General features: G+C 60.1%; 29 protein-coding genes and 1 tRNA gene. 28 read left to right on the top strand and 2 right to left on the bottom strand.

The genetic code is table 11. The annotated features are described in order from the left end of the window. Positions 1-6 precede the first annotated feature (6 nt). The 18 genes from CAL20_RS01315 to tatC all read left to right on the top strand — a co-directional run bounded on the left by CAL20_RS01315 (position 7) and on the right by tatC (position 12,744). Positions 7-639: an MlaC/ttg2D family ABC transporter substrate-binding protein gene (locus CAL20_RS01315; RefSeq protein WP_094824099.1), complete on the top strand. Its 633-nt coding sequence runs from the start codon at positions 7-9 to the stop codon at positions 637-639. A gap of 88 nt (positions 640-727) precedes the next feature. Further along, positions 728-1,537 (top strand): ABC transporter ATP-binding protein, encoded by an 810-nt coding sequence (locus CAL20_RS01310; protein ID WP_094824098.1) that lies wholly within the window; start codon positions 728-730, stop codon positions 1,535-1,537. After that, positions 1,534-2,346 carry an ABC transporter permease gene (locus CAL20_RS01305; RefSeq protein WP_094824097.1) on the top strand — a complete coding sequence of 271 codons (813 nt, stop codon included), beginning with the start codon at positions 1,534-1,536 and terminating at the stop codon, positions 2,344-2,346. Before CAL20_RS01310 ends, CAL20_RS01305 begins: the two co-directional genes overlap by 4 nt. 4 nt (positions 2,347-2,350) lie before the next feature. Continuing rightward, the gene (locus tag CAL20_RS01300; protein ID WP_094824096.1) at positions 2,351-2,596 is read left to right on the top strand and encodes a BolA family protein; all 246 of its coding nucleotides are present in this window, start codon (positions 2,351-2,353) and stop codon (positions 2,594-2,596) included. Beyond that, on the top strand, positions 2,596-3,864 hold the full coding sequence (gene murA / locus CAL20_RS01295) for a UDP-N-acetylglucosamine 1-carboxyvinyltransferase (protein WP_094824095.1): 1,269 nt from the start codon (positions 2,596-2,598) through the stop codon (positions 3,862-3,864). The genes CAL20_RS01300 and murA overlap by 1 nt, the downstream gene beginning before the upstream one ends. After that, entirely contained in the window at positions 3,861-4,541 is a 681-nt protein-coding gene (hisG, locus tag CAL20_RS01290) for an ATP phosphoribosyltransferase (protein ID WP_094824094.1), read from the top strand. The genes murA and hisG overlap by 4 nt, the downstream gene beginning before the upstream one ends. A 95-nt stretch (positions 4,542-4,636) precedes the next feature. Then, positions 4,637-5,941 carry a histidinol dehydrogenase gene (hisD, locus tag CAL20_RS01285; protein WP_094836992.1) on the top strand — a complete coding sequence of 435 codons (1,305 nt, stop codon included), beginning with the start codon at positions 4,637-4,639 and terminating at the stop codon, positions 5,939-5,941. Next, entirely contained in the window at positions 5,938-7,038 is a 1,101-nt protein-coding gene (hisC, locus tag CAL20_RS01280) for a histidinol-phosphate transaminase (protein WP_094824092.1), read from the top strand. The genes hisD and hisC overlap by 4 nt, the downstream gene beginning before the upstream one ends. A gap of 16 nt (positions 7,039-7,054) precedes the next feature. Further along, positions 7,055-7,642: an imidazoleglycerol-phosphate dehydratase HisB gene (hisB, locus tag CAL20_RS01275; protein ID WP_094836991.1), complete on the top strand. Its 588-nt coding sequence runs from the start codon at positions 7,055-7,057 to the stop codon at positions 7,640-7,642. A gap of 21 nt (positions 7,643-7,663) precedes the next feature. Continuing rightward, on the top strand, positions 7,664-8,317 hold the full coding sequence (gene hisH, locus CAL20_RS01270) for an imidazole glycerol phosphate synthase subunit HisH (protein ID WP_094824090.1): 654 nt from the start codon (positions 7,664-7,666) through the stop codon (positions 8,315-8,317). A 62-nt stretch (positions 8,318-8,379) separates the two neighbouring features. Next, positions 8,380-9,120 (top strand): 1-(5-phosphoribosyl)-5-[(5-phosphoribosylamino)methylideneamino]imidazole-4-carboxamide isomerase, encoded by a 741-nt coding sequence (hisA, locus tag CAL20_RS01265; protein ID WP_094824089.1) that lies wholly within the window; start codon positions 8,380-8,382, stop codon positions 9,118-9,120. Beyond that, positions 9,117-9,959, top strand: a complete 843-nt coding sequence (hisF, locus tag CAL20_RS01260) for an imidazole glycerol phosphate synthase subunit HisF (protein WP_254924450.1) — start codon at positions 9,117-9,119, stop codon at positions 9,957-9,959. The genes hisA and hisF overlap by 4 nt, the downstream gene beginning before the upstream one ends. Positions 9,960-9,968: 9 nt before the next feature. Beyond that, a complete protein-coding gene (gene hisI / locus CAL20_RS01255; RefSeq protein ID WP_094836990.1) occupies positions 9,969-10,373 on the top strand; it encodes a phosphoribosyl-AMP cyclohydrolase in 405 nt (134 codons plus the stop codon). Continuing rightward, the gene (locus CAL20_RS01250; RefSeq protein ID WP_094836989.1) at positions 10,370-10,717 is read left to right on the top strand and encodes a phosphoribosyl-ATP diphosphatase; all 348 of its coding nucleotides are present in this window, start codon (positions 10,370-10,372) and stop codon (positions 10,715-10,717) included. The genes hisI and CAL20_RS01250 overlap by 4 nt, the downstream gene beginning before the upstream one ends. 13 nt (positions 10,718-10,730) lie before the next feature. Then, complete coding sequence (locus tag CAL20_RS01245; protein WP_094824086.1) at positions 10,731-11,099, top strand: histidine triad nucleotide-binding protein; 369 nt, start codon at positions 10,731-10,733, stop codon at positions 11,097-11,099. A gap of 18 nt (positions 11,100-11,117) precedes the next feature. Further along, positions 11,118-11,348 carry a Sec-independent protein translocase subunit TatA gene (tatA, locus tag CAL20_RS01240; protein WP_094824085.1) on the top strand — a complete coding sequence of 77 codons (231 nt, stop codon included), beginning with the start codon at positions 11,118-11,120 and terminating at the stop codon, positions 11,346-11,348. Positions 11,349-11,443: 95 nt separating this feature from the next. Then, positions 11,444-11,944 (top strand): Sec-independent protein translocase protein TatB, encoded by a 501-nt coding sequence (gene tatB, locus CAL20_RS01235; protein ID WP_094824084.1) that lies wholly within the window; start codon positions 11,444-11,446, stop codon positions 11,942-11,944. Then, positions 11,941-12,744: a twin-arginine translocase subunit TatC gene (tatC, locus tag CAL20_RS01230; RefSeq protein WP_094824083.1), complete on the top strand. Its 804-nt coding sequence runs from the start codon at positions 11,941-11,943 to the stop codon at positions 12,742-12,744. Before tatB ends, tatC begins: the two co-directional genes overlap by 4 nt. A 171-nt stretch (positions 12,745-12,915) precedes the next feature. On the opposite strand, the gene CAL20_RS01225 is transcribed toward tatC, so the two are convergent. Then, positions 12,916-14,103 (bottom strand): S1C family serine protease, encoded by a 1,188-nt coding sequence (locus CAL20_RS01225; protein WP_094836988.1) that lies wholly within the window; start codon positions 14,101-14,103, stop codon positions 12,916-12,918. 20 nt (positions 14,104-14,123) lie between these two features. On the opposite strand from CAL20_RS01225, the gene CAL20_RS01220 reads away from it, so the two are divergent. Beyond that, a complete protein-coding gene (locus CAL20_RS01220) occupies positions 14,124-14,900 on the top strand; it encodes a Nif3-like dinuclear metal center hexameric protein (protein WP_094836987.1) in 777 nt (258 codons plus the stop codon). Between the two features lie 157 nt (positions 14,901-15,057). Here the strand turns inward: CAL20_RS01220 and mscL are convergent, their stop codons facing one another. Then, positions 15,058-15,504, bottom strand: a complete 447-nt coding sequence (gene mscL, locus CAL20_RS01215) for a large conductance mechanosensitive channel protein MscL (RefSeq protein WP_094824080.1) — start codon at positions 15,502-15,504, stop codon at positions 15,058-15,060. Positions 15,505-15,650: 146 nt separating this feature from the next. On the opposite strand from mscL, the gene petA reads away from it, so the two are divergent. The 9 genes from petA (at position 15,651) to CAL20_RS01170 (ending at position 24,798) form a co-directional block, all read left to right on the top strand. After that, positions 15,651-16,292, top strand: coding sequence for a ubiquinol-cytochrome c reductase iron-sulfur subunit (gene petA / locus CAL20_RS01210; protein ID WP_094824079.1), 642 nt, complete (start codon positions 15,651-15,653; stop codon positions 16,290-16,292). Between the two features lie 64 nt (positions 16,293-16,356). Beyond that, complete coding sequence (locus CAL20_RS01205) at positions 16,357-17,745, top strand: cytochrome b (protein WP_094824078.1); 1,389 nt, start codon at positions 16,357-16,359, stop codon at positions 17,743-17,745. A gap of 19 nt (positions 17,746-17,764) precedes the next feature. Next, a complete protein-coding gene (locus CAL20_RS01200; RefSeq protein WP_094824077.1) occupies positions 17,765-18,607 on the top strand; it encodes a cytochrome c1 in 843 nt (280 codons plus the stop codon). Between the two features lie 160 nt (positions 18,608-18,767). After that, positions 18,768-19,379 carry a glutathione S-transferase N-terminal domain-containing protein gene (locus tag CAL20_RS01195; protein ID WP_094824076.1) on the top strand — a complete coding sequence of 204 codons (612 nt, stop codon included), beginning with the start codon at positions 18,768-18,770 and terminating at the stop codon, positions 19,377-19,379. Positions 19,380-19,396: 17 nt separating this feature from the next. Continuing rightward, positions 19,397-19,846: a ClpXP protease specificity-enhancing factor gene (locus CAL20_RS01190; protein WP_094824075.1), complete on the top strand. Its 450-nt coding sequence runs from the start codon at positions 19,397-19,399 to the stop codon at positions 19,844-19,846. 127 nt (positions 19,847-19,973) lie between these two features. Continuing rightward, positions 19,974-20,049: transfer RNA gene (locus tag CAL20_RS01185), tRNA-Thr, on the top strand. Between the two features lie 648 nt (positions 20,050-20,697). Then, entirely contained in the window at positions 20,698-21,216 is a 519-nt protein-coding gene (locus tag CAL20_RS01180; RefSeq protein WP_094824074.1) for a fimbrial protein, read from the top strand. Positions 21,217-21,341: 125 nt separating this feature from the next. Further along, complete coding sequence (locus CAL20_RS01175) at positions 21,342-22,082, top strand: fimbrial biogenesis chaperone (protein ID WP_218830687.1); 741 nt, start codon at positions 21,342-21,344, stop codon at positions 22,080-22,082. A 79-nt stretch (positions 22,083-22,161) separates the two neighbouring features. Further along, positions 22,162-24,798, top strand: coding sequence for a fimbria/pilus outer membrane usher protein (locus CAL20_RS01170; protein WP_094836986.1), 2,637 nt, complete (start codon positions 22,162-22,164; stop codon positions 24,796-24,798). The last annotated feature ends 2 nt before the right edge of the window (positions 24,799-24,800 follow it).

The following is a 24,800-nucleotide window of genomic DNA, read 5'->3' as shown; positions in this document are numbered from 1 at the left end:
GCTCTTATGCGAATTTCCGCTTTTTCCTTGCTGCAACGTCTATTCCTGGCCGCAACCATCGGCCTGATGGCCGCTACCGTGGCTCAGGCCAAGCCCGATGCCCACGGCGCGCCCGACAAGTTCGTGCTGGATGCCGCCAACGAGGCGCTGGACGTGCTCAAGGCCGATTCCAAGGTCAAATCCGGCGATCTCGCCCACATCAACCAGGTCGTCGACACCTACATCCTGCCGTACGTCAATTTCCGCAAAACCACACAGCTGTCTGCTGGCCGTTACTGGCGCCAAGCCACGCCCGAGCAACAAACCGCCTTGGCCAACGCCTTTCGCGGCACGCTGGTCCGCACCTACAGCGGCGCCCTGACCGGTGTGACTCAAAACACGTCCATCAAACTGCTGCCATTCCGGGATGATCCCAACGCCGACGATGTGGTCGTACGCAGCCTGATCACGCAGGCAAACGGCCAGCCCGTCGGTGTTGACTATCGACTCGAAAAGGACCCCCAGCAAGGCTGGCGGATCTACGACATGAACGTCGAAGGCATCTGGCTGATCCAGAACTATCGCAATCAATTCGCGCAACAAATCGAGCAATCCGGCATTGACGGGCTGATCAAGGCGCTAAACCAGCGCAACCAATAAACCCAGGCGGCAACCGGGACAAAGCATTCCCGGCGGGGCCGCCATTTATAATGGGCGATTCGCTCTTTCCCGGGCCTTCGCCGTCGCCATGTCAGCAGTCAGTCTAGAACACGTATCCAAGATTTATCCACCACGCCAGGCGGGTTGGAAGAAATGGCTTGGACGTACCCCCGGCCAGGGGTTTCAGGCCCTGAACGATGTCAGCCTGCGCATCGAGCCCGGCGAGTTTTTCGGCTTGCTGGGGCCCAATGGGGCCGGCAAAACCACCTTGATCTCCATTCTCGCCGGCTTGGCGCGTGCCTCCAGCGGCAATGCCAGCGTCTGTGGCTACGATGTCTCCGCCGACTATAAAATGGCCCGCCGCGCGCTAGGCGTCGTACCGCAAGAGCTGGTCTACGACCCGTTTTTCACCGTACGCGAAACGCTGCGCATCCAGTCGGGCTATTTTGGCTTGCGCAAAAATGACGACTGGATCGACGAAATCCTGTTCAATTTAGGGTTGGCAGACAAGGCCGACAGCAATATGCGCGCCTTGTCGGGCGGTATGAAGCGACGCGTTCTCGTCGCCCAAGCGTTGGTGCATCGTCCGCCAGTGATTGTGTTGGACGAGCCCACAGCGGGCGTGGATGTCGACCTGCGCCGCACCCTGTGGGAATTCATCTCACGGCTGAACAAAGCCGGCCACACCATCATGCTGACCACGCACTACCTCGAAGAAGCCGAGGCCTTGTGTGGCCGTATCGCCATGCTGAAAGGCGGTCGCATTGTGGCACTGGACACTACGCAGGCCTTGCTGGCGCGCGTAGGCGGCGTAGACCTCGAAGACGCCTTTGTGCGCATCATGCATCAGGATACCCCGCTGTCGGCCGAACTCGAACCTGAAGAGGCCCTGTCGTGACCCCGCCGCTGACCCCGACCGAACAGCCATTGGTGCAGCCTCGCCTGGATGCGGGCTCCGGCTTTCCCACGCTGTTGCGCAAAGAGCTCCTGCGTTTCTGGAAAGTAGCATTCCAGACCATTGCCGCCCCCGTCGTCACGGCCTTGCTCTACCTGCTGGTGTTTGCTCACGTGCTGGAAGGGCGGGTCATGGTGTACAACACCGTGCCGTACACCGCATTCCTGATTCCGGGATTGATGATGATGAGCATGCTGCAAAATGCTTTCGCGAATCCGTCATCGTCGTTGATCCAGAGCCGTATCACCGGCAACCTGGTGTTTGTGCTCCTGCCTCCTTTATCGCATCGCGAGATTTTCTCGGCCTATCTGCTGGCCGCGATTGTGCGTGGCTTAGCCGTAGGCGCCTGTGTGTGGCTGGTGGCGATCTGCTTCACATCGTTGCCTTTGGCCCACCCGGGGTGGATCGTCGTGTTCTCCATTCTGGCTTGCGGGATCATGGGCACATTGGGCCTGATCGCCGGCCTATGGTCCGAAAAATTCGACCAGCTCGCTGTATTCCAAAACTTTCTGATCATGCCAGCCACATTTCTGTCCGGCGTGTTCTACTCCATTCACACACTGCCGCCGTTCTGGCAAACCGTGTCGCACTGGAACCCCATTTTTTATACGATCGATGGCTTTCGCTACGGGTTCTTCTCCGTATCGGACGTCTCGCCATGGCATAGCCTGGCCGTCGTGGCAGGGGTCTTCGCCGTCTTGGTGATCTGTGCCTTGCGGCTCTTGGCCAGCGGCTACAAACTCAGGAATTGACGCCATGCTGCCTACCCCCGAGCAGGTTCGCCAATATATCGCCGACGGGCTGCCTTGCGATCATCTGGATGTGCAGGGCGATGGCTCGCATTTTGACGCAGTCATCGTCAGCCCTGCATTCGAAGGCAAACGCCTGATTGCACGCCATCAGCTCGTCTACGCCGCACTGGGCGACCGCATGAAAGCCGAGATCCACGCGCTATCCATGCGCACCCTGACACCCGACGAATACACCAAGGCGGGCAACTAATGGACAAGTTACGCATCACCGGCGGCACGCCCCTGCGCGGCGAGGTCACGGTCTCTGGCGCCAAAAATGCGGCATTGCCCATTCTGTGCGCAGGCTTGCTGACGGCCGACACAGTCTCGCTCGCCAACGTGCCGGCCCTGAATGACACGTCCACCATGTTGCGCCTGTTGGCCCGCATGGGGGTCAAGGCCGAGCGCGGCGCCGATGGCATCGTGACTCTGCAGGCCGACCAGGTCGACAACCTGGAGGCTCCGTACGACCTGGTCAAGACCATGCGCGCCTCGATCCTGGTGCTCGGGCCGCTGCTTGCACGCTTTGGCGAGGCCCGCGTCAGCCTGCCGGGCGGATGCAGCATTGGTCAACGCCCGGTCGACCAGCACATCAAGGGCCTGGCGGCATTGGGCGCCGACATTCGCATCGAACACGGCTTCGTCATCGCCAAAGCTCCACGGTTAAAAGGCGCGTCCATTCTCACGGACATGGTCACCGTCACAGGCACGGAAAACCTGCTGATGGCCGCCGTATTGGCCGAAGGCCAGACCGTTCTCGAAAATGCCGCCCGCGAACCCGAAGTGGTCGATCTAGCCGAGCTGCTGATCAAAATGGGCGCGCGTATCCAGGGCCATGGTACGGACCGCATCGTGATCGATGGCGTGGACAGCCTGCATGGCGCCGAGCATCGTGTCAGCCCCGACCGGATCGAGGCCGGGACCTTTCTCTGCGCGGTCGGTGCGGCGGGCGGCGACATCGTCCTGCGCAACGTCGCCCCGGAGATGATGGGCGCGACCTTGGACAAGCTCACCGAAGCCGGCCTGACGCTGGAAACGGGCCCGGACTGGATTCGTGGCGCCATGCACGGCCGGCCGCGCGCGGTCGGCTTCCGCACTCATGAATACCCCGGTTTTGCCACCGACATGCAAGCCCAACTGATGGCCTTGGACACTATCGCGCAAGGCACCTCGGTGATCGTGGAAACCATCTTTGAAAACCGCTACATGCACGTACAAGAGCTACGCCGCATGGGCGCGGACATCGACATCGACGGCCACACCGCCGTAGTGCGAGGCGTCGAACGCCTGTCGGGCGCCACGGTCATGGCCACCGACCTGCGCGCCTCGGCCAGCCTGGTTATCGCCGGCCTGGCGGCCGAAGGGCAAACCACCGTCGATCGTATTTACCATCTGGATCGCGGCTACGACCGCATGGAAGTCAAACTACGCGCGCTGGGCGCTGACATTCAGCGCTTAAGCGGCAAGGAAGCCCTATGAGCCCAGTCGCCAACGCTCCCATCACCCTGGCGCTATCCAAGGGCCGCATTTTCGAAGAAACACTGCCGCTGCTGGCTGAGGCCGGTATCGAGGTCCCCGAAAATCCGGAAAGCTCGCGCAAACTGATTCTGCCTACCAGCGACCCCGGCCTGCGCCTGATCATTGTTCGTGCATCCGACGTTCCCACCTACGTCCAGTACGGCGCTGCCGATCTCGGCATCGCCGGTAAAGACGTGCTGATCGAGCACGCAGCCCAGCATCCTGGCGGCCTCTACCAGCCCATCGACCTGAACATCGCCAAATGCCGGTTGTGCGTCGCGGTGCGAAACGGATTCGACTACGAAGCCGCTGTCCACCAAGGCGCACGCCTGCGCGTAGCCACCAAATACGTGCAATCGGCACGCGAGCACTTCGCGGCCAAGGGCGTCTACGTCGACATCATCAAGCTCTATGGTTCGATGGAGCTCGCCCCGCTGGTCGGACTGGCCGACTGCATCGTCGACCTGGTGTCCTCGGGCGGTACGCTGCGCGCCAATGACCTGGTCGCCGTAGAGGACATCATGGCCATCTCGTCGCGCCTGATCGTCAATCAGGCCTCGCTCAAGACGCGCGGCGCGCGGCTGCAGCCCCTGCTGGACGCGTTCCAACGGGCGGCAAATGCCGGCGCCGCGGCCTGACAAGGCCTGCGCCCGCTACACTATGTCTTTACCTGCTCCGGCGGCCGCCCTGATATATGGCGCCACCGGGGGTCTCTTTGCTTCACCATGACGCCATGGCCCTGATCAATCGCCTCGATTCCCGTCAGCCGGATTTTGCTGCCGCGCTGTCCAAACTGCTGGCTTTCGAAGCCACCGAAGACGAATCCATCGACCGCGCCGCGGCCGGCATTCTGGCGGACGTACGCCATCGGGGCGATACGGCGCTGCTGGAATATACCCAGCGCTTTGATCGCGTTGCCGTGTCGTCGGCCGACGCTCTCGAAATTCCCAAGGCCGACTGGCATGCCGCATTGGCGGCTTTGCCAGCCGCTCAACGTAATGCGCTGGAAACGGCCGCCGATCGCGTGCGCGCCTACCACGAACACCAGCGTGGCGAGACCTGGACCTACACCGACGCCGAGGGCACCTTGCTGGGCCAGCAGATCACCCCGCTGGACCGCGTGGGCTTGTACGTGCCGGGCGGCAAGGCTGCCTATCCTTCGTCGGTCCTGATGAACGCGATCCCCGCCAAAGTGGCGGGCGTTCCCGAGTTGATCATGGTCACGCCCACACCTGACGGCGTACGCAATCCGATCGTCTTGGCAGCGGCGGCTATCGCAGGTGTGGATCGCGCATTCGCCATCGGCGGCGCCCAAGCTATCGGCGCATTGGCCTACGGCACGGCGACCGTGCCGGCAGTGGACAAGATCGTCGGTCCGGGCAACGCCTATGTTGCGGCCGCCAAGCGCCGCGTATTCGGCACCGTGGGCATCGACATGATCGCAGGCCCCAGCGAGATTCTGGTCATCTGTGACGGCAATACCCCGGCCGACTGGATCGCCATGGACCTGTTCTCGCAGGCCGAGCACGACGAATTGGCGCAATCCATTCTCTTGTGCCCCGATGCCGCCTTCATCAACGAGGTCGAGGCCGCCATCGAGCGTCTGTTGCCCACGATGCCGCGCGCCGACATTCTGCGCGTGAGCCTTGCCAATCGCGGCGCGTTGATTTTGGTGCAGGATCTGGACGAGGCCTGTGCCATCGCGAACGACATCGCTCCCGAGCACTTGGAAATCTCGACAGAGCAACCTGAGCACTGGACTGCGCGCATCCGGCATGCTGGCGCCATCTTTATGGGTCGTTTCAGCTCCGAATCGCTGGGCGACTATTGTGCCGGCCCCAACCACGTACTGCCCACGTCCCGCACCGCGCGGTTTTCTTCGCCGCTGGGCGTGTACGATTTCCAAAAACGCTCCAGCTTGATTCAGGTATCCCATCAAGGCGCTCAGACACTGGGCCGCATTGCCGCCGAACTCGCGCTGGGCGAGGGTCTGCAAGCTCACGCAGCCAGCGCGCAATACCGGCTGGACAAGCCATGACGTCGCGCACCGCGGCCGACCGCATCGCCGGTACGGTTCGAGCGGATATTCGGGCGTTGAGCGCCTATCCAGTGCCGCCTGCCGCGGGCGGTATCAAACTCGACGCCATGGAATGCCCGTATGAGCTGCCGGATGCGGTACGCGAGGACATCGCTCGCGCCGTCCACGATACGGCGCTCAATCGCTATCCGGCCGGCGACACTACCGAACTCGCTCATGACGTACGCAAGGCGTTCGGCATTCCTGCCGAGTCCGGCGTGTTGTTTGGCAACGGGTCCGACGAACTCATCCACCTAATCGTTCAAGCCTGTTGCGAACCCGGCGACACCGTGCTGTCGCCTTGGCCGTCGTTTGTCTATTTCGACATGGCGGCGCGCTTCGATCATGCGCGTTTCGTCGGCGTACCGCTGACTGCGGATCTGCAGTTGGATTTGCCCGCGATGTTGCAGGCTATCGCTCAGCATCGTCCCAAGGTGGTCTTTTTAGCCTTGCCCAATAACCCCACGGGGGGACTGTGGCCCGACGAGGCCGTACAGGCCATCATCGATACCGCGCCCGGACTGGTCGTCCTGGATGAGGCCTATCAGCCCTTTGCCGACCATACGTGGATGACGCGCCTGCCGACGCTGCCCCATGCCGTGATCCTGCGTACCGTCTCCAAGATCGGCCTGGCGGGGCTACGCTTCGGTTACCTGTCCGGCCATCCCGACTGGATCGCACAGTTCGACAAGGTCCGTCCGCCGTACAACCTCAACGTTCTGACGCAAGCCGCGTTGCGCGTGGTATTACGCCACAAATCCGTTCTCGACCAACAGGCAGCGCAACTGCGCGCCGATCGTGAACCGCTGGCCCGGGCGCTGGCCGATTTGCCGGACGTCACCGTGTTTCCGAGCGCTGGAAACTTCATTCTCGCCCGCTTTTCCGGCGAGTTCGACGGTAACACTGTGCATCTTGCGCTGAAAACGCGCAAAATACTGGTAAAGAACGTATCCAGCGCGCACCCGTTGCTGGCCAACTGCCTGCGAATCTCGATAGGCACGCCCGCCGAAAACACCGCACTGCTATCCGCTCTACAAGACATTCTCCGTTCCCATTAGGCTCGCCCCTCTTTTTATGCGTACCGCCGATATCACCCGCAACACCAACGAAACGCGCATCCGCGTGTCCGTCAATCTCGACGGCACCGGCAAGCAAAACCTGGACACAGGCGTTCCGTTTCTGGACCACATGCTGGATCAAATTGCCCGGCATGGCCTGATCGACCTGGACATCAAGGCCGAGGGTGATCTGCACATCGACGCGCACCACACCGTCGAAGACGTCGGCATCACGTTGGGTATGGCCGTCGCCAAGGCCGTCGGCAACAAGGCCGGCCTGCGCCGCTATGGACATGCCTATGTGCCGCTGGACGAGGCCCTGTCGCGTGTGGTCATCGACTTTTCTGGTCGGCCGGGCCTGGAATATCACATCCCGTTTACGCGCGCGCGCATCGGTAATTTTGACGTGGACCTGACCCGCGAATTCTTCCAGGGATTCGTCAATCATGCGTTGACCACGCTGCATATCGACAATCTGCGCGGCTTCAATGCCCATCATCAGTGCGAGACCGTCTTCAAGGCATTCGGCCGCTCGCTGCGCATGGCACTGGAAGTCGATCCGCGCATGGGCGATGTCGTGCCGTCCACCAAAGGCGTGCTGTAACTCCACCCCAGGCAGAATTCAGTGACCACCATTGCCATCGTCGATTATGGAATGGGCAATTTCCATTCCGTGGCGCGCGCGCTGCGCTACGCCGCGCCCGATGCCGACATCCGCATCTGCAACCGTGCCGCCGATATTGATGCGGCCGATCGCGTCGTATTTCCCGGCCAGGGCGCCATGGCCGACTGCATGCGTACCTTGAACGAATCGGGGCTGCGCGACGCCGTCGTACGCGCTGCTCGCGCCAAACCGCTGTTGGGCGTATGCGTAGGCGAACAAATGCTGTTCGAGACGAGCGAAGAGGGCAACACCCCTTGTCTGGGCGTGTTCCCCGGCACCGTGCGCCGATTCTCGGGCGACCAGTTTGCGGATGGCACCCCATCCAGTACGGGCGATGAGCGCCTGAAAGTTCCTCACATGGGGTGGAACCAAGTCCGCCAAACGCGCTCCCATGCTTTGTGGGACGGGATTCCGGACCTCACGCATTTTTATTTTGTACACAGCTACTATGCCGCGCCTGCCGATCCCGCGCTGACTATCGGGGAAACCGACTATGGCGGCAAGTTTACGTGCGCTGTCGCGGCCGCTAACATTTTCGCGGTGCAATTTCACCCCGAGAAAAGTGCGGCGCACGGTTTGCGCTTGTACCGCAATTTTGTAGACTGGAACCCATAACTCCCGTACGAGCCTCGGGCCGGACCTTTTTCAACCCTCTTTTTCAACGCTCGCTATTCACCATGCTGCTGATCCCCGCCATCGATCTCAAAGACGGGCGCTGCGTCCGCCTGCGCCAGGGAGACCTCGACGAGGCAACGGTATTCTCCGAAGAACCCGCCGCCATGGCGACGCACTGGCTCGACCTGGGCGCACGCCGCCTGCACTTGGTCGATCTGAACGGTGCCGTCGCAGGCAAACCCAAGAACGACGCCCCCATCAAAGCCATCCTGGACGCTGTGGGCGATGAAATTCCCGTGCAGATCGGCGGTGGTATCCGTGATCTCGACACCATCGAGTCTTATCTGGATGCCGGTATCTCGTACGTCATCATCGGCACGGCTGCCGTGAAGAATCCGGGATTCCTGCAAGACGCCTGCGGCGCCTTCCCCGGCCAGATCATCGTGGGCCTGGATGCTCGCGATGGCAAGATCGCCACCGACGGCTGGAGCAAGCTCACCCGCCACGACGTGCTGGACCTGGCCAAAAAGTTCGAAGACTACGGCTGCGAATCCATCATCTACACCGACATCAGCCGCGACGGCATGCTCTCGGGCGTCAACGTTGATGCCACGGTCAAGCTCGCGCAGCACGTCCGCATTCCCGTGTTCGCCTCGGGCGGCATTGCCGACATGAAAGACATCGAAGCCCTGTGCGCCGTCGAAGATGAAGGCGTCGAGGGTGCCATTCTGGGCCGCAGCATCTACGAAGGCACGCTTGATTTTCAAGCTGCCCAAGCCCGCGCCGACGAACTCAACCCATGAACACGTCCACCGCCACGACAGCCATCAGCCCGGCGGCGTCCTCGAATGCTGCCGGACCGTCGGGTGCGCTGACCCGCCGCATCATTCCCTGCCTGGATGTCACGGCGGGACGCGTCGTCAAAGGCGTCAATTTCGTCAATCTGACCGATGCTGGCGACCCGGTTGAAATCGCCCGCCGTTACGACGAGCAGGGCGCCGACGAGCTCACGTTCCTGGACATCACCGCCACCAGCGATGATCGTGATCTGATTTTGCCCATCATCGAACAGGTCGCCTCGCAGGTATTCATTCCGCTGACCGTCGGCGGCGGCGTACGTCAGGTCTCCGATGTGCAGCGCCTGCTCAATGCAGGTGCCGACAAGATCAGCATCAATAGTGCGGCGGTGGCCAATCCCGAATTGGTACGGGCCGCGGCCAGCTATCACGGCTCGCAGTGCATTGTGGTCGCGATCGATGCGCGCCGGGTCTCCGCTGCCGGCGAGCCCGCCCGTTGGGAAGTCTTCACCCACGGTGGCCGCAAGCCGACCGGCCTGGATGCCGTGCAATGGGCACGGCAGATGGCGGCCTATGGCGCAGGCGAAATCCTGTTGACCAGCATGGACCGCGACGGCACGAAATCGGGCTTTGATATCGAACTGACGCGGGCCGTGTCGGACGCCGTGCCGGTGCCCGTCATCGCGTCGGGCGGAGTAGGGAGCCTGCAGCACTTGGCCGACGGCGTCACCGCAGGGCGAGCCAGTGCGGTGCTCGCAGCCAGCATTTTCCACTTTGGCCAACACACGGTGCGCGAATGCAAGACATTCATGGCCAACCAAGGCATCGCCGTCAGACTGGATTAGACTGTACCCATGAATACCGATCCCGCCTGGATGGCCGAAGTTGTTTTTGACGACAACGGCCTGATTCCCGCCATCGCTCAAGACGCCGAAAACGGCCAAATCCTGATGGTGGCCTGGATGAACCGCGAGTCCCTGGCCGAAACTGCCGCCACGGGGCGCGCCGTCTATTGGTCTCGTTCTCGCCAACGCCTCTGGCGCAAAGGCGAAGAATCCGGCCATACACAGACCGTGCACGATCTGCGCCTGGACTGCGACGGCGATGTCATCCTGCTCAAGGTGCACCAAGAAGGCGGTATCGCCTGCCATACCGGGCGGGCCAGCTGTTTTTTCCGCCACCTCGAGGGCCCGGCCGACAGCGCCTCCTGGGTGACTGTCGACCCCGTCCTGAAAGACCCGGAACACATTTACAAATGAGCCAGTCCTTATCCGGCGCCGACACGCTCGCGCGTATCGCCGACACCCTGGAGACCCGCCGCCCCGAAAACGGCGGCGATCCACAATCGTCGTATGTCGCCAAACTGCTGGCCAAAGGCCCCGATGCCTTTTTGAAGAAAATCGGCGAGGAAGCCACCGAGCTCGTCATGGCGGCCAAAGACGGCGTGCCAGACCGCATCATCAGCGAGACCGCCGATCTGTGGTTTCATTGTCTCGTCACGTTGACTCACTACAATCTGCGCCCCGAAGACGTGTTGGCCGAGCTGGCACGACGGGAGGGCCTCTCGGGCCTCGAAGAAAAAGCACGGCGCCCCGCGTCTTGAGTACGGAACAACCATGAGCGACAACTGTATCTTCTGCAAAATCGCCCGCGGCGAAATTCCCTCAAAAATCGTTTACGAAGATGAGGAATTCGTTGCGTTTCACGACATCAATCCAGCCGCACCCGTCCATCTGCTGCTCATCCCGCGTCGACACATTGTCTCGCTGCAGGACGTCAGCGCAGACGATGCGGGCTGGTTAGGTAAAATGACAGTATTGGCATCCCGCCTAGCAGCGGAAAATGGCTGCCGACCGGGCCCCGATGGGGGATTCCGTCTCGTTGCCAACGCCGGCATCGACGGCGGCCAGGAAGTACCGCATTTGCATTTCCATATCATCGGCGGTCAGCGTCCCTGGAAAGGGCGCGTGGCTCCCAACGCATAACCCCGGAGAACCGTCATCATGGGTAGCTTTAGCATCTGGCATTGGTTGATCGTCCTGGTCATCGTGGCACTCGTATTCGGCACCAAGAAACTGCGCAATATCGGCGGAGACCTTGGCGGCGCCGTCAAGGGCTTCAAGGAAGGCATGAAAGAAGCCAACAGCGATACGAAGCCCGAACAGGTCTCGCAGCAGAAAGTCGCCGACGACACCATCGACGTCCAGGCCAAAGAAAAGACCAACAACTCCTGATCCGCGTGGCTAGGGTGTAACCCCCTCAGGCAACGCCCGCGGGCGTTGCCTTGCCACGTTGTCCTTGTCCCTTTGTTTAAGCGAGCAGATGTCGCATGTTTGATGTCAGTTTCACTGAGCTGATGGTGATTGGCGTCATTGCGCTGATTGTCATCGGGCCGGAACGGCTGCCCAAAGTGGCACGCACCGTCGGACATTTGCTCGGCCGTGCCCAACGCTACGTCAATGACGTCAAAAGCGATATCCAACGCGAGATCGAGCTGGACGAATTGCGCAAGTTCAAAAGCGAAATGGACGATGCTGCGAGCAGCGTAAAAACCTCGCTGCGAGAGACCGAAAACTCGTTGCGCACCAATCTGAACGATACTGCCCGCGAGGCTACGCAGAGCATCTCGAACCTGAAAAAAGAAGTCGAAACTCCCGCTGGCAGTGCTGACCGCCCAACGGCGGCGGGCACTCCTGCGCTAGATACCGCCCAGCCGGCCGCGACCGACACGGCAGCGGCCAGCACGCCGACACCGGCCGCCACCGATACTGCAGCCGTCTCCGCTGACCCGGCGACCGCCCCCCAACCGAAAACCTCGACCACGCCGTGACTCAGACCGCCAAGCACGACGAGCTGGACCAGGATCAGCCGCAAGAAACCTTTATCTCGCACCTGGTCGAGCTACGCAGCCGCCTCATGAAGGCCGCCATCACCGTGATCGGCGTTTTCGTAGTGCTGTTTCTCTATCCGGGCGCCTCCGTCATTTACGACGTCTTGGCACAACCCATGCTGTCTTCGCTGCCCGAAGGCACACGCATGATCGCCACGGGCGTCATCACGCCGTTCATGGTGCCAGTCAAGGTCACCTTGATGGCGGCCTTTGTCATTTCGTTGCCGGTCGTGCTGTATCAGGCCTGGGCCTTTGTCGCGCCCGGCCTCTATCGTCACGAAAAACGCCTGGCCCTGCCGCTCATCGTATCCAGCACGCTGCTGTTCATGTTGGGCATGGCCTTTTGCTATTTCTTCGTGTTTCGTACGGTCTTTCATTTCATTGCGACCTTCGCGCCGCAATCCATCACGCCTGCGCCGGATATCGAAGCCTATCTCAGCTTCGTCATGACGATGTTCATGGCATTCGGCATCACGTTCGAAGTCCCGGTTGCCGTGGTCTTACTGGTCAAGACCGGCATTGTCGAATTGAGCAAACTGCGCAGCGCGCGCGGCTACGTCGTCGTCGGGGCTTTTGTCATTGCTGCAGTCGTCACCCCGCCCGACGTCGTCAGTCAGTTCATGCTGGCCGTCCCGCTGTGCCTGCTGTACGAGGTCGGCCTGATCGTCGCGCGCATGGTCACACCCACCAGCAAAGACACCGATTCAGACGATACAGGCAGCCTCACCGAACAACGGTAACCGTACCTAGACGCCCCAATAACACTGCCCCCAGACGTTGGATTCGCATCCGTCCTGGGGGCAGTATCGTTTATGCCCAGCTCGGAACACCGGGCATCTGCTGAACGCGGATCCGATTTCTCGCGCAGCCCGGATGCCGTATGGGGACGCCGGCCTGCCCACTCTTCCGATTCAGCGGGGTTGTGTTGGCCGCGTCCCGATAGTCACAGACATATCGCGCAACTTGCCGCCGCGCATCACGCCCAGCGTGGCCTTTTCTCCAGGCGGTAATGCTGCGATCAAGCGCAGCAGCGTCATCGTATCCTGCACCTCGGCATCATCCACCGTCTGAACGATATCGCCGACACGCAGCCCGCTTTTGCCTGCAGGACCATCACGAATCACCCCGGCAATCACCACACCCTTGGTATTGGCCGGCAGACTGAAGGCGCGTGCCAAATCGGGAGTGATGTCTTGCGGCTCGATTCCCAGCCAGCCCCGCCGTACCGCGCCCGTCTTGATGATTTCTTCCATGATCTTGCGCGCCGTATCGACAGGAATCGCAAATCCGATTCCCAGAGACCCGCCCGTCTCGGAATAAATCGCTGCATTGATCCCCACCAGATTGCCTTGTGTATCGATCAGCGCACCGCCAGAGTTGCCAGGGTTGATCGCAGCATCGGTCTGGATGAAATTCTCGTATGTATTGATGCCCAGGCCATTACGGCCCAATGCCGACACAATGCCCTGCGTCGTGGTCTGTCCCACCCCGAACGGGTTGCCAATCGCCAACACCACGTCGCCTACATGCAGACTGCGGTCGGTCGCCAACACCGCTACCGGCAGCGGCCGCAAGTTGTCAGCCAGTTTCAACACAGCCAGATCGGTATCCGGGTCAGCTCCCACGACCTTCGCGGTCCCGGCGCGGCCATCGGCCAGCGCCACTTCGATCGCATCGGCTGCCTCGACCACGTGATAGTTCGTCAGCACATAGCCTTCGCTGCTCACAATCACGCCGGATCCCAGGCTCGTGGACGCCTGACGGCGACTCAAGCCCGGCACCTGGCCAAACAACTGACGCAGAATCGGATCCTCGGGCAATGGCACGACCGGTATATTCACATGCTTGCTGGTGTACACGTTCACCACAGCCGGCGTCGCGCGCGACACGGCATAGGAGTATGACGAGACACCAGGCTCAATGACGGCAGGTACACCTGCACCACTGACAGGCGCGGCAGGTGCGCTTGGTCTCGCAGCATCGGAGGCTGGTGCAGGCGCCGACAGACGCAGCCAATCGGGCCGCAACGTAGTCACGACGAATAAAATGGCCAGACACACCGTGACGGCCTGAGCAAATATCAGCCAATAGCGACGCATAATCCTGACAAGGTAGGGCAATGAAAACGATCGACACCCGCGAACTGGCGGCCTGGCTGGATGCCACGCTGCAAGCGCCGCGATTCAAAGATTACTGTCCCAACGGCCTGCAAGTCGAAGGCAAGCCGCGCGTAGGCCACATTATCACCGGAGTTACCGCCTCTGAGGCGCTCATACGCGCTGCCATCGAACGAAACGCAGATGCGGTCCTCGTGCACCATGGTTGGTTCTGGAAAAACGAAGACCCTCGCGTACGCGGTACTCGCCGCACCCGGTTGGCACTCATGCTGGCGCACGATCTCAACCTGTTCGCGTACCACTTGCCGTTAGATGCCCACCCTGAATGGGGCAACAACGCTCAACTGGCGCGTGTACTGGGATTGACGCCCGAACGCGACGACACAGGAGCTCCCGTTACTTGTGGCCACGGCGACCTGATCTGGCTCGGCAATGCGCCAGACCTGGGCACACTGGGAGCATTGGCAGCGCGCGTGCAACAACGCCTGGGGCGCCAGCCCCTGCTCATCGGCGATCCCGACCAGCCGCTGCGCCGCGTCGCATGGTGCACGGGCGGCGCACAAAGCATGCTGGCCGATGCCATCGATGCCGGCGCGGATGCCTACATCACAGGCGAAGCTTCAGAACCCACCTATCACTTGGCGCGCGAAACCGGCACAGGGTTTATCGGCGCCGGCCACCATGCCACAGAACGCTATGGCGCCCAGGCATTGGGTGAAGCCGTGGCAAAACACTTCGGCATTCGCGTCGAATTCATCGACATCGACAACCCGGTCTAAATCGACGCGGGCCGCCCGAAGCTATCGCGGCAATGCGGCCTCGACGGCTGCCCACGCCATACGCCCACCGCCCGGACGATGACGCACGCCCCTATCCTGCCAGGGGCATGCGTCACACCAAGCCGAGGTGCCGGCCGTGGACCAGCATCATCGAGGACTACTTCTTCAGCAGATCGCGGATTTCGCGCAACACCACCACATCTTCGGGCGGCGCCTCAGGCGCGGCAGGTGCTTCTTCTTGCTTGCGGCGTGCCGTGTTGATCATCTTGACGATAATGAAAACCACAAACGCTAACAGAATGAAATTGATAAGAATCGTCAGGAAGTTGCCCCAAGCCAACACATTGGCGCCGGCCTTGGTCAAATCCGCATAGGTCATGGGGCCGGTGTAGCCCTCGGGCATAGACAAAACGAGGAACTTGTTGGAAAAATCAACCGAGCCACCGAGGATGAAATTCACCAACGGCATGATCAAGTCTTTCACTATCGAGTCGACGATTTTGCCGAACGCAGCGCCGATGATGACACCAATCGCTAGATCAACCGCATTGCCTTTCACCGCGAAATCGCGAAACTCTTTGAGAAAACCCGATGCTTTGCTCATGAATACTCCTTAGGTCGTTCGCCCGTGACTGGGCAGGCGCTATAATAAGCGGTTGCGACACTGTTACATGTTTCACACAACAGGTGCTGCGTGCGTGAATCCTGATGCTATACAGGTAATGCATGCGCATCAATAAGGATGGGAAGATGAGTCAGGATACGCTGTTGCATGACGAAGATGGTGCGGTTGATCCCAACCTGCCACCAGATCCTTCTCGCCGCTTCTGGGTCACCACGGCCTGTGCGGTGGGTGGTGTGGCCGGTGTAGCGACCGCCATTCCATTAGTTAGTACCTTTGCCCCATCCGAAAAAGCCCGCGCTGCGGGCGCCCCCGTCGAAGTCGACGTTGCCGATCTGGCCCCTGGTCAAATGCGCACTGTCGAATGGCGCGGCAAACCGGTCTGGATCCTGCGCCGCAGCGATGCCCAGCTCGCCGGCATCAAAAAACAAGACCCTTATCTCGCGGACCCCAATTCCGAGCGTCCGGGCTTCACGCCGGAATACGCCAAAAACGAAGACCGGTCTCGCAAACCCGATCTGTTCGTCTGTGTGGGCATCTGTACCCATCTGGGCTGTTCTCCCACTGCGCACTTCGAAACCGGTGGCGGCGGCGGCCTGCCTGCATCCTGGGAAGGCGGCTTTCTGTGCCCCTGCCACGGCTCGACCTTCGATCTGGCCGGTCGCGTGTACAAAAACAAACCCGCGCCCGATAACCTCGAAGTTCCGCCATATCAATACCTGAGCGACACCCGCATCATCGTCGGGGTTGACGAAGACAACAAGGCCTGACGCGCGCTGCGCGCGGCTTTACCCCGACCTTAGCAAAATACGCCTCGTATAGAAGGAGCCATTCATGGCTGGCGAAAAAACCGTCGAGACAACAGGGCTGCTGGGCTGGCTGGACCGGCGCTTTCCGGTAACCTCAACCTGGAAGGCGCATCTTTCCGAATACTACGCGCCCAAGAACTTCAATTTCTGGTATTTCTTCGGGTCCCTGGCCCTGCTGGTGCTGGTCATCCAGATCGTCACCGGCATCTTCCTCGTCATGCATTACAAGCCCGACGCCGAACGCGCATTCCAGTCGGTTGAATACATCATGCGCGAGGTTCCGTGGGGATGGCTGGTGCGCTACATGCACTCGACAGGGGCCTCGATGTTCTTTGTCGTCGTCTATCTGCACATGCTGCGAGGGCTGTTTTATGGCTCCTATCGCAAGCCGCGGGAACTGGTCTGGATCTTTGGCGTCGCCATCTTTCTGTGTCTGATGGGCGAAGCCTTCTTCGGCTATCTGCTGCCCTGGGGCCAGATGTCCTACTGGGGCGCTCAGGTGATCGTGAACCTGTTCTCGGCCATTCCGTTCATCGGCCCTGAACTGTCGATCTGGATCCGCGGCGACTATGTCGTGTCCGACGCCACGCTGAACCGCTTCTTCTCGTTCCACGTCATCGCCATTCCGCTCGTGCTGATTGGCCTGGTCGCTGCGCACTTGGTCGCGCTGCACGAAGTCGGCTCCAACAACCCCGACGGCGTCGAGGTCAAGCAGGGTCCGAAAGACAAATATGGCCGACCGAAGGACGCCATTCCGTTCCATCCGTTCTACACCGTGCACGACATCATGGGGGTCGCCGGCTTCCTGATCGTCTTCGCAGCGATTGTGTTCTTTGCGCCGGAAATGGGCGGGTATTTCCTGGAATACAACAACTTCATCCCTGCCGACCCGCTCAAGACGCCGCCGCACATCGCGCCCGTGTGGTATTTCACGCCGTTCTACTCGATGCTGCGCGCCACCACGGCCGAATTCACCTGGATCCTGGCCGGCGCCGCTGTCCTGGGCGCGATCGCGTTGCTGTTCAAGAGCAGCCTGAAAGGCATCCTGCGCATTGCCATCCCCGCCGTGCTGATCATCGTCGCCGTCCTGCTGCGCGTGATCGACGCCAAATTCTGGGGCGTCGTCGCCATGGGCGGTGCGGTCGTCATCCTGTTCTTCCTGCCGTGGCTGGATCATTCCCCCGTCAAATCCATCCGTTATCGCCCCACGTGGCATAAATGGTTCTACGGCATCTTCATCGTCAACTTCCTGGTGCTGGGTTTCCTGGGTACGCAACCGCCCAACGACGTGTACAACCTCATGTCGCAAATCGGCACGCTGATCTATCTGGGCTTTTTCTTCTTGATGCCGGTCTGGAGCCGGTTAGGGACGTTCAAGCCCGTGCCCGACCGCGTGACGTTCCATGCCCATTGACCCACGAACCGAAAACGGAATGACCATGATCAAGAAGCTGATTGGTGCTGTCGCGTTGATGTTCGCGTGCACTGGCGCCTACGCCGCCGAGGGCGGCTATCCCCTGGAAACCGCCCCTAACCGCGTCAACGACGTGGCCGCCCTGCAAAATGGCGCCAAGCTGTTCGTCAACTACTGTCTGAACTGCCACAGCGCATCCTCCATGCGCTACAACAAACTGCAAGACATCGGCCTGACCGACGAGCAGATCAAGGAAAACCTGCTGTTTACCGGCGAAAAAGTCGGCGATCTGATGCATGTCGCCATGACGCCGCAGGACGCCAAAAAATGGTTCGGCACCACGCCGCCAGACTTGTCCGTCATTGCCCGCGCCAAATCGATCAACGCGGGTCCCACCGGCGCCGATTACATCTATACCTATCTGCGCACGTTCTACCGGGACACCGCCCGGGCCACCGGCTGGAACAACCTGGTCTTTCCCAACGTAGGGATGCCGCACGTCCTCTGGGAACTGCAAGGCCCGCGCGAGCTCACCACCGTGGCCATGCATGAGGTCTCGGGCGGCGGCTGGGAACGCGTCACCACCACCTACGACAGCCAGGGTTACGCCCAGGTCAAGACCGAGCCAGTCGCGAATTTCCACGGACACGCTACACTTGAGGCTAAGTTCAAGGCTCTGGACCCTGCCAAAGTGGCTAGCTACGACAATGATGTGGCCGATCTGACCGCGTTTTTGTCCTGGATGGCCGAACCCCAACAGTTGTTCCGCAAGCAATTAGGGGTCTGGGTGCTGTTGTTCCTGGGCCTGTTCCTGCTGGTGGCTTGGCGTCTGAACGCTTCCTATTGGAAACACGTTCGCTGAAGTTAGCCCCACCGGACAGCTGGACTATGCAATACACTTCGGGGCCGGCAACCTAATCCCGATCGGGCTGCTGTCCGCCCGCCCCACCCTGGTAATCGGGGCCAGCGTTTGCTAGATTAGCGGCGCTGGCCTTTCGCTTTTCATACAAGGACTCACCGCCATGATGGTGCTCTATTCCGGAACCACCTGCCCTTTTTCGCAACGCTGCCGCTTTGTGCTCTTCGAAAAAGGAATGGATTTCGAAATCCGCGACATCGACCTGTACAACAAACCCGAAGACATCTCTGTCATGAACCCGTATGGCCAGGTGCCCATCCTGGTCGAGCGTGACCTGGTGCTGTACGAGTCCAACATCATCAACGAATACATCGACGAGCGTTTCCCGCACCCGCAATTGATGCCGGCCGACCCCGTCATGCGCGCGCGCACCCGCCTGTTCCTGTACAACTTCGAAAAAGAGCTGTTCGTGCACGTCTCCACCTTGGAAGACCGCAGCAGCAAGCCCGACGAAAAGAAACTGGCCGCCGCTCGCCAGGCCATCCGCGACCGCCTGGCTCAGTTGGCCCCGCTGCTGTTGAAAAACAAGTACATGCTCGGCGAAGAGTTCTCCATGCTGGACGTGGCAGTTGCCCCCTTGCTGTGGCGCCTGGATCACTACGGCATCGAGCTGCCCAAGAACGCCGCGCCGCTGCAAAAGTACGCCGAACGCATCTTCTCGCGTCCCGCCTACATCGAGGCACTGACGCCTTCTGAAAAAGTGATGCGTCGCTAAGCGGAGGGCTGTGTACGATGGGTGAAACTTCCACCAAACCGTATCTGTTGCGCGCCTTGCACGAATGGTGCACCGACAACGGCTATACGCCGTACATCACCGTGCAAGTCGACGAGCATACCCGGGTGCCTATGGCGCATGTTCGCGATGGGCAGATCACGCTCAACGTGGGCACGCTGGCCACCAACAAACTGGTGCTGGGCAACGAATTCATCGAATTCCAAGCCCGCTTCAGCGGCGTTGCGGAAAACGTCTGGGTACCCGTGGCTGCCGTCAGTGCGATCTACGCGCGTGAAACAGGTGCAGGCATGGGCTTCGAAGTCCAGCCCTACGAGGCTCCCAGCGCAGATGATGCCGCCGTACCTGCCGATGCCACGGACGTCGAACCGGGCGAACCCGCCCCGGCCGACGGTAGCGACGGCGATGATGACGAACCCAAACGTCCCCGCCTGACCATCGTCAAGTAGCACGTCGTTCGTTATCGGTAAATTCTTCGAATTTGCCGGTGGAAATGCGGGGCGGGCACATGCATGCTCCGAGTTTCCTATACAATGCAAACCCTTCGCCCGCCATGCCTGCCATGGCGGCGCGTCTGCCGGTGTAGCTCAGTTGGTAGAGCAGCTCACTTGTAATGAGAAGGTCGAGGGTTCGATTCCTTTCACCGGCACCACAGTCCAATCCTGTGCCAGCACGTCCACACAGCCCGCGGCCGCAAGTGCCTGGCGGGTTTTTTATTGTTTACCCTGCTAGTACTTGCAGCGTAAACGTAGCGTTTTAGCAACATCCGAGCTTATTGCGCCCCCGCAGGGCGCAAGATGCGCCGTCGCGATGGAACGGTCCATTTCCGGCGATCAACGCCAATCACGCCGTGTCATAACGGCCTCACCCCCCTCCATTTTTCATATCAATCGATACATTTTCACCGTCTTTTAAATTACAAATTGATATGTTTTTTTCGCAGATGAAATATTGCGAATAATGGATGAACATTGGAAAGTTCATTGTAGATTTGCAAATTTGCCTATATCGGGCCTAATTTGCTCCTAAATCTCAGCAATCGCAGAGAATATAGGCCTATTTAGATCACACTTGACTATTCTTGACAGTACAAAACATTGTCTATTGTTATCAAGATGATACGCTAGCCACTCTGAAATATGTCATTGCATTCGGCATGGCTCAGATTGGGGATAGGACAGCCTTTGAAGCCTCTAGACAATGCCTAGGCGCTTTAAAGATCCAGAACCTCCCGGGTAAATCCGGATTTACGGAATGCTGCCCTCTTCGAACTTCAGCGTATTTTTTGTGAACTGAAATCATGGCTTCTATTTTCAAACGAGCAACCTTGGGTCTGGCATTGGCGGCAGCATTGCCGATGGCTGCACATGCAGCTAGCGGCACCGTCCAGTTCCAAGGCGAAATCATCCAGTCGACCTGCGATGTCACCACGGCGACGAAAGACCAGACCGTTGTGATCGGAACGTACCCGACCACGCTGTTCAAGGCCGTCGGCGATGTGTCGAGCTCCAAGGCTTTCACCATCGACCTGGAAAACTGCGAAGCAGGTGACTACACCGTCCGCTTTGACGGCAATACGCCGGCAGGTCAGCCTGAACTGCTGGCAGTCAGCGTTGCTACTGGCGTCGGTATCGAGATCCTGGACAACAACGACAACGTGTTTCCGATCAACCAGACCTTGGCCAATCCGGCCTACGTCACGGTCGGCTCAGACGGCACTGCGACCGTCAACCTGAAGGCTCGTTACAAGTCGTTCGCGAACGCCGTCACCGCCGGTGAAGCCAACGCGAGCTCGACCTTCTCGATCGAGTACCGCTAATTGGCATCAGGCCTCATGACGGACTCGAGCAGCCCCGTCGTGAGGCCTGTCTGACGTGACAATGCGGGGGCGAACGTCGCGCGTTCCCCTGCCGCATATTGCAAGCCCAATCGCAAGACACCGCAATGACTTTCTCGCATATTCTGAATCGCAGCTCCCGTTGGATGGCAGGCCTATTGGTCACAACAGCGTTTTATTTTTCGGCGTCCGGTCCGGCCGACGCCGCCATCCATGTGCAGGCAACGCGCGTGATCTATAACGGCCAGGCAGCATCCGCGTCGGTAGCCATCACAAACAAGAGTTCGTCTACGTACATGGTGCAAACCTGGCTGGACACCGGTGACGCGAAGAGCATGCCTGAAAACTTGCCCATCGCAATCACCCCGCCATTGATGCGGCTGGCGCCCAGCGAAGAAGCGCTGGTTCGCATGATCTATTCCGGCCAGGGCTTGCCCGCCGACAAAGAATCGCTATTCTGGGTCAACGTCCAGGAAATTCCGCCGAGCGTGCAGACCGCAAATACATTGCAAGTCGCAATACGCACGCGGATCAAACTGTTTTACCGCCCGAGCCAGATCAAGATGAGGCTGGACGAGGCCGCGCGCGCCCTGCAATGGCGGCTCGACGGGCAAACGCTGACCATCACGAATCCGAGCCCGCTGCACATTACGTTCTCTCAGATACAGGATCAAGACGCAGCAGGCACCGGCAAACAGCGTATAGACGTAGACATGATCGCCCCCGGGCAGACATTGGCCGTACCAGCACAGACGCTGCGCCTGGCAGCGGGCAAACCCCTGAGCTTCAGCTACATCAACGACTACGGCGGCATAACGAAAGTGACCGACGTGGCATTGCAACGTTAGTACTGAAGAACATTCCTGCTGCATGTACCTCTTTGTCGACGCGTGATCGCCTGACCCTCACCTAGTTAGTTCATCCGCCATGTCTAATTTGCTTTGCACAGTCCGCATCGCGGTGCGGAGGGGCCTTGTCATCTCGCGTTCCGCGAAAGCGGTCATTGCGACCCTGTCTGCGTTGAGCGGCAGCCTCGCTGCGCATGCGCAACCGGAATTCAATCTCAACTTTTTACGAGGTAACGTCCGCGAGGCAGATGTATCGACGTTGGCCAGCCCGGGCGCCATTTTGCCTGGCACCTATCCCTTCAGCGTCCACGTCAACGGCAGCGAAACGGCACGCGAAGACATCGTATTCGTCAAAACGCGTACAGGCCGAGTCGAACCTTGCCTGACCGAACCGCAACTGCGTTCATGGGGTGTTGCGCTGCCCGCCACAACGAACAGCGATAACGCGCTGCCGGCAGGTTGCGTCAATCTACAGGCTGCCATTGCCGATGCATACGCCTCCTATAACGGCAATCAACAGCGCCTGGACTTGAGCATTCCGCAGCGCTACATGGTGTTGTTGCCGCGCGGTTATGTGCAGCCCTCGCTGCGCGACCAGGGGATCAATGCAGGATTCGTGAACTACAACCTCACTGGCAGCCACAACCATCAAAAGCAGCTCGGTGATTCGGACTATTTCTTTGCCTCGTTCAATAGCGGCATCAACCTGGGCGCTTGGCGCTTTCGCCACAATGCGACCGTCAGCCATGAAAGCCACGGCTCTGGCACACAATGGACCACACAGAGCGTCTGGGCAGAACGCGACTTGCAATCCCTGCGCAGCCGCCTGACTCTGGGCGATACATTCACGGACAGCTCAGTGTTCGACAGCATGCAGATGCGCGGTGTGCAGTTGCGCAGCGATGATGAAATGCTGCCCTATAGCCAACGCAGCTACGCCCCCGTCGTACGCGGCGTGGCCGCCAGCAACGCACGGGTCGAGATCCGCCAGGACGGCAACTTGATCTATGCCGTCAACGTGGCTCCTGGCCCATTTACCATCACCGACATTGTCCCCAATCGCATGAGCGGCAATCTGGAGGTCAGCGTCATCGAGGCTGACGGCACAACGCAGCGTTATCAACAAGCGTTCTCCGCCGTAGAGACCATGCTGCGGCCCGGGCTGTGGAATTTCGAAGTGAATGCGGGCCAGTTGCGCGGCTACAGCGGATACCGGCCCAATTTCGTACAAGCCACGGTGGCCCGCGGCCTGGAATCAAACACGACACCGTATGGCGGCCTGCTGCTGGCGGAACACTACAGCGCCGCGGCAATAGGCGCGGCGCAAAGCCTGGGCAGCTTCGGTTCGATTTCCCTGGACGTGACTGCTGCGCATACCGAACTGGCCAGCGGCGGCAGCAAAAGCGGGCAAAGCTATCGTTTTCTCTATTCCAAATCCCTCAATGATCTGGGAACCGAGTTCCGCCTGGTCGGGCACCGCTATTCGACTTCGGGCTATTACGATTTCAATGACGCGGCGTCCGAACGCAGTAACTGGAAAAATGGCTATTACGAGGCCGACTATTGGGATCCGACCGATTTCTCTGACGGCACGCCGAGCTGGTCCTCGTCGCGTCAACGCCAAGCATACAGTACGCGCTACTACAACAAACGCAGCCGCCTGGAAATGGCGGTCAACCAGCGGCTGTCAGATACGATGTCGCTCTATGCCAACTACAACAACCAGACGTACTGGGGCTCGAACGACAAAGAACGCAATATTCAAATCGGCCTGAACGGGCGCATGAAATCGCTGAGCTACGGCCTCTATGTGCGCGACACGCGCACCCAGTATGGCTACAACGACCGCACGGTAGGGATCAACATCTCTATTCCTTTGGGGCGGTCGGATTCGTCTACCTTGAGTTCCAACTCGTCCTACACACATTCGCGATCGTCCGGCAGCAGCTACAACACCGGGGTCAACGGTACTGCCCTGGATGACAACCGCCTGGCATATGGAGTCAATGTCGGCCACACCGAAGGCGCTGGCACATCGAGCGCGGCCAACGTGGATTACCTCGGCAGCAAAGGCGCAATCAGTGCTGGCGTAATGGCGTCGGAAACATACAGCCAATTCAACTGGGGCGTCCGTGGCGGCGTCATGGTTCATAGCGGGGGCCTGACACTCAGCCAGCCTTTGCAGCGGACCATGATCCTGGTTCATGCCCCCGAAGGCGAAGGCATCGGTGTGGAGAACCAGTCCGGCGTACGCATAGACGGCAACGACTATGCCGTTGTCTCCGGCATGAGTCCGTATCGTTTTAACCGCGTGGCCCTGCGCACGGACGATCTGGGCAGCGACATAGACGCCACTAAAGTCGCCGCCAACGTCGTACCCACACGCGGCGCTATCGTGCAGGTCGATTTCGACACGCGACGAGGAATCAGCTTGATGATCCAGAGCGGCCTGCCAGGCGGAAAATCGTTGCCCTTGGGCGCCAACGTATTCAATGCCGATGGGCTTAATCGTGGCGTGGTAGGCCCGCAGAGCCAGATCTTCGTCAGCGGCGTGCAGCCCAAAGATCAGCTCTCCGTACAGTGGGGCGACGCGCCCGACGAGCGCTGCCTGTTGGACTTGAGCGCGTTGCCCGCAGATCAAACCAACACATCCGGCGCGGGCTATCAGCGCGTCGACCTGCTATGCCGTCGCGACGGCGGGATTAAAGGAAACTAGGT

The organism is Bordetella genomosp. 4 (assembly GCF_002261185.1).
In the GTDB taxonomy this organism is placed as follows: Bacteria; Pseudomonadota; Gammaproteobacteria; order Burkholderiales; family Burkholderiaceae_B; genus Bordetella_A.
The sequence above is the reverse complement of the archived record's forward strand: the minus strand, read 5'-3'. Positions and strand labels throughout refer to the sequence as shown.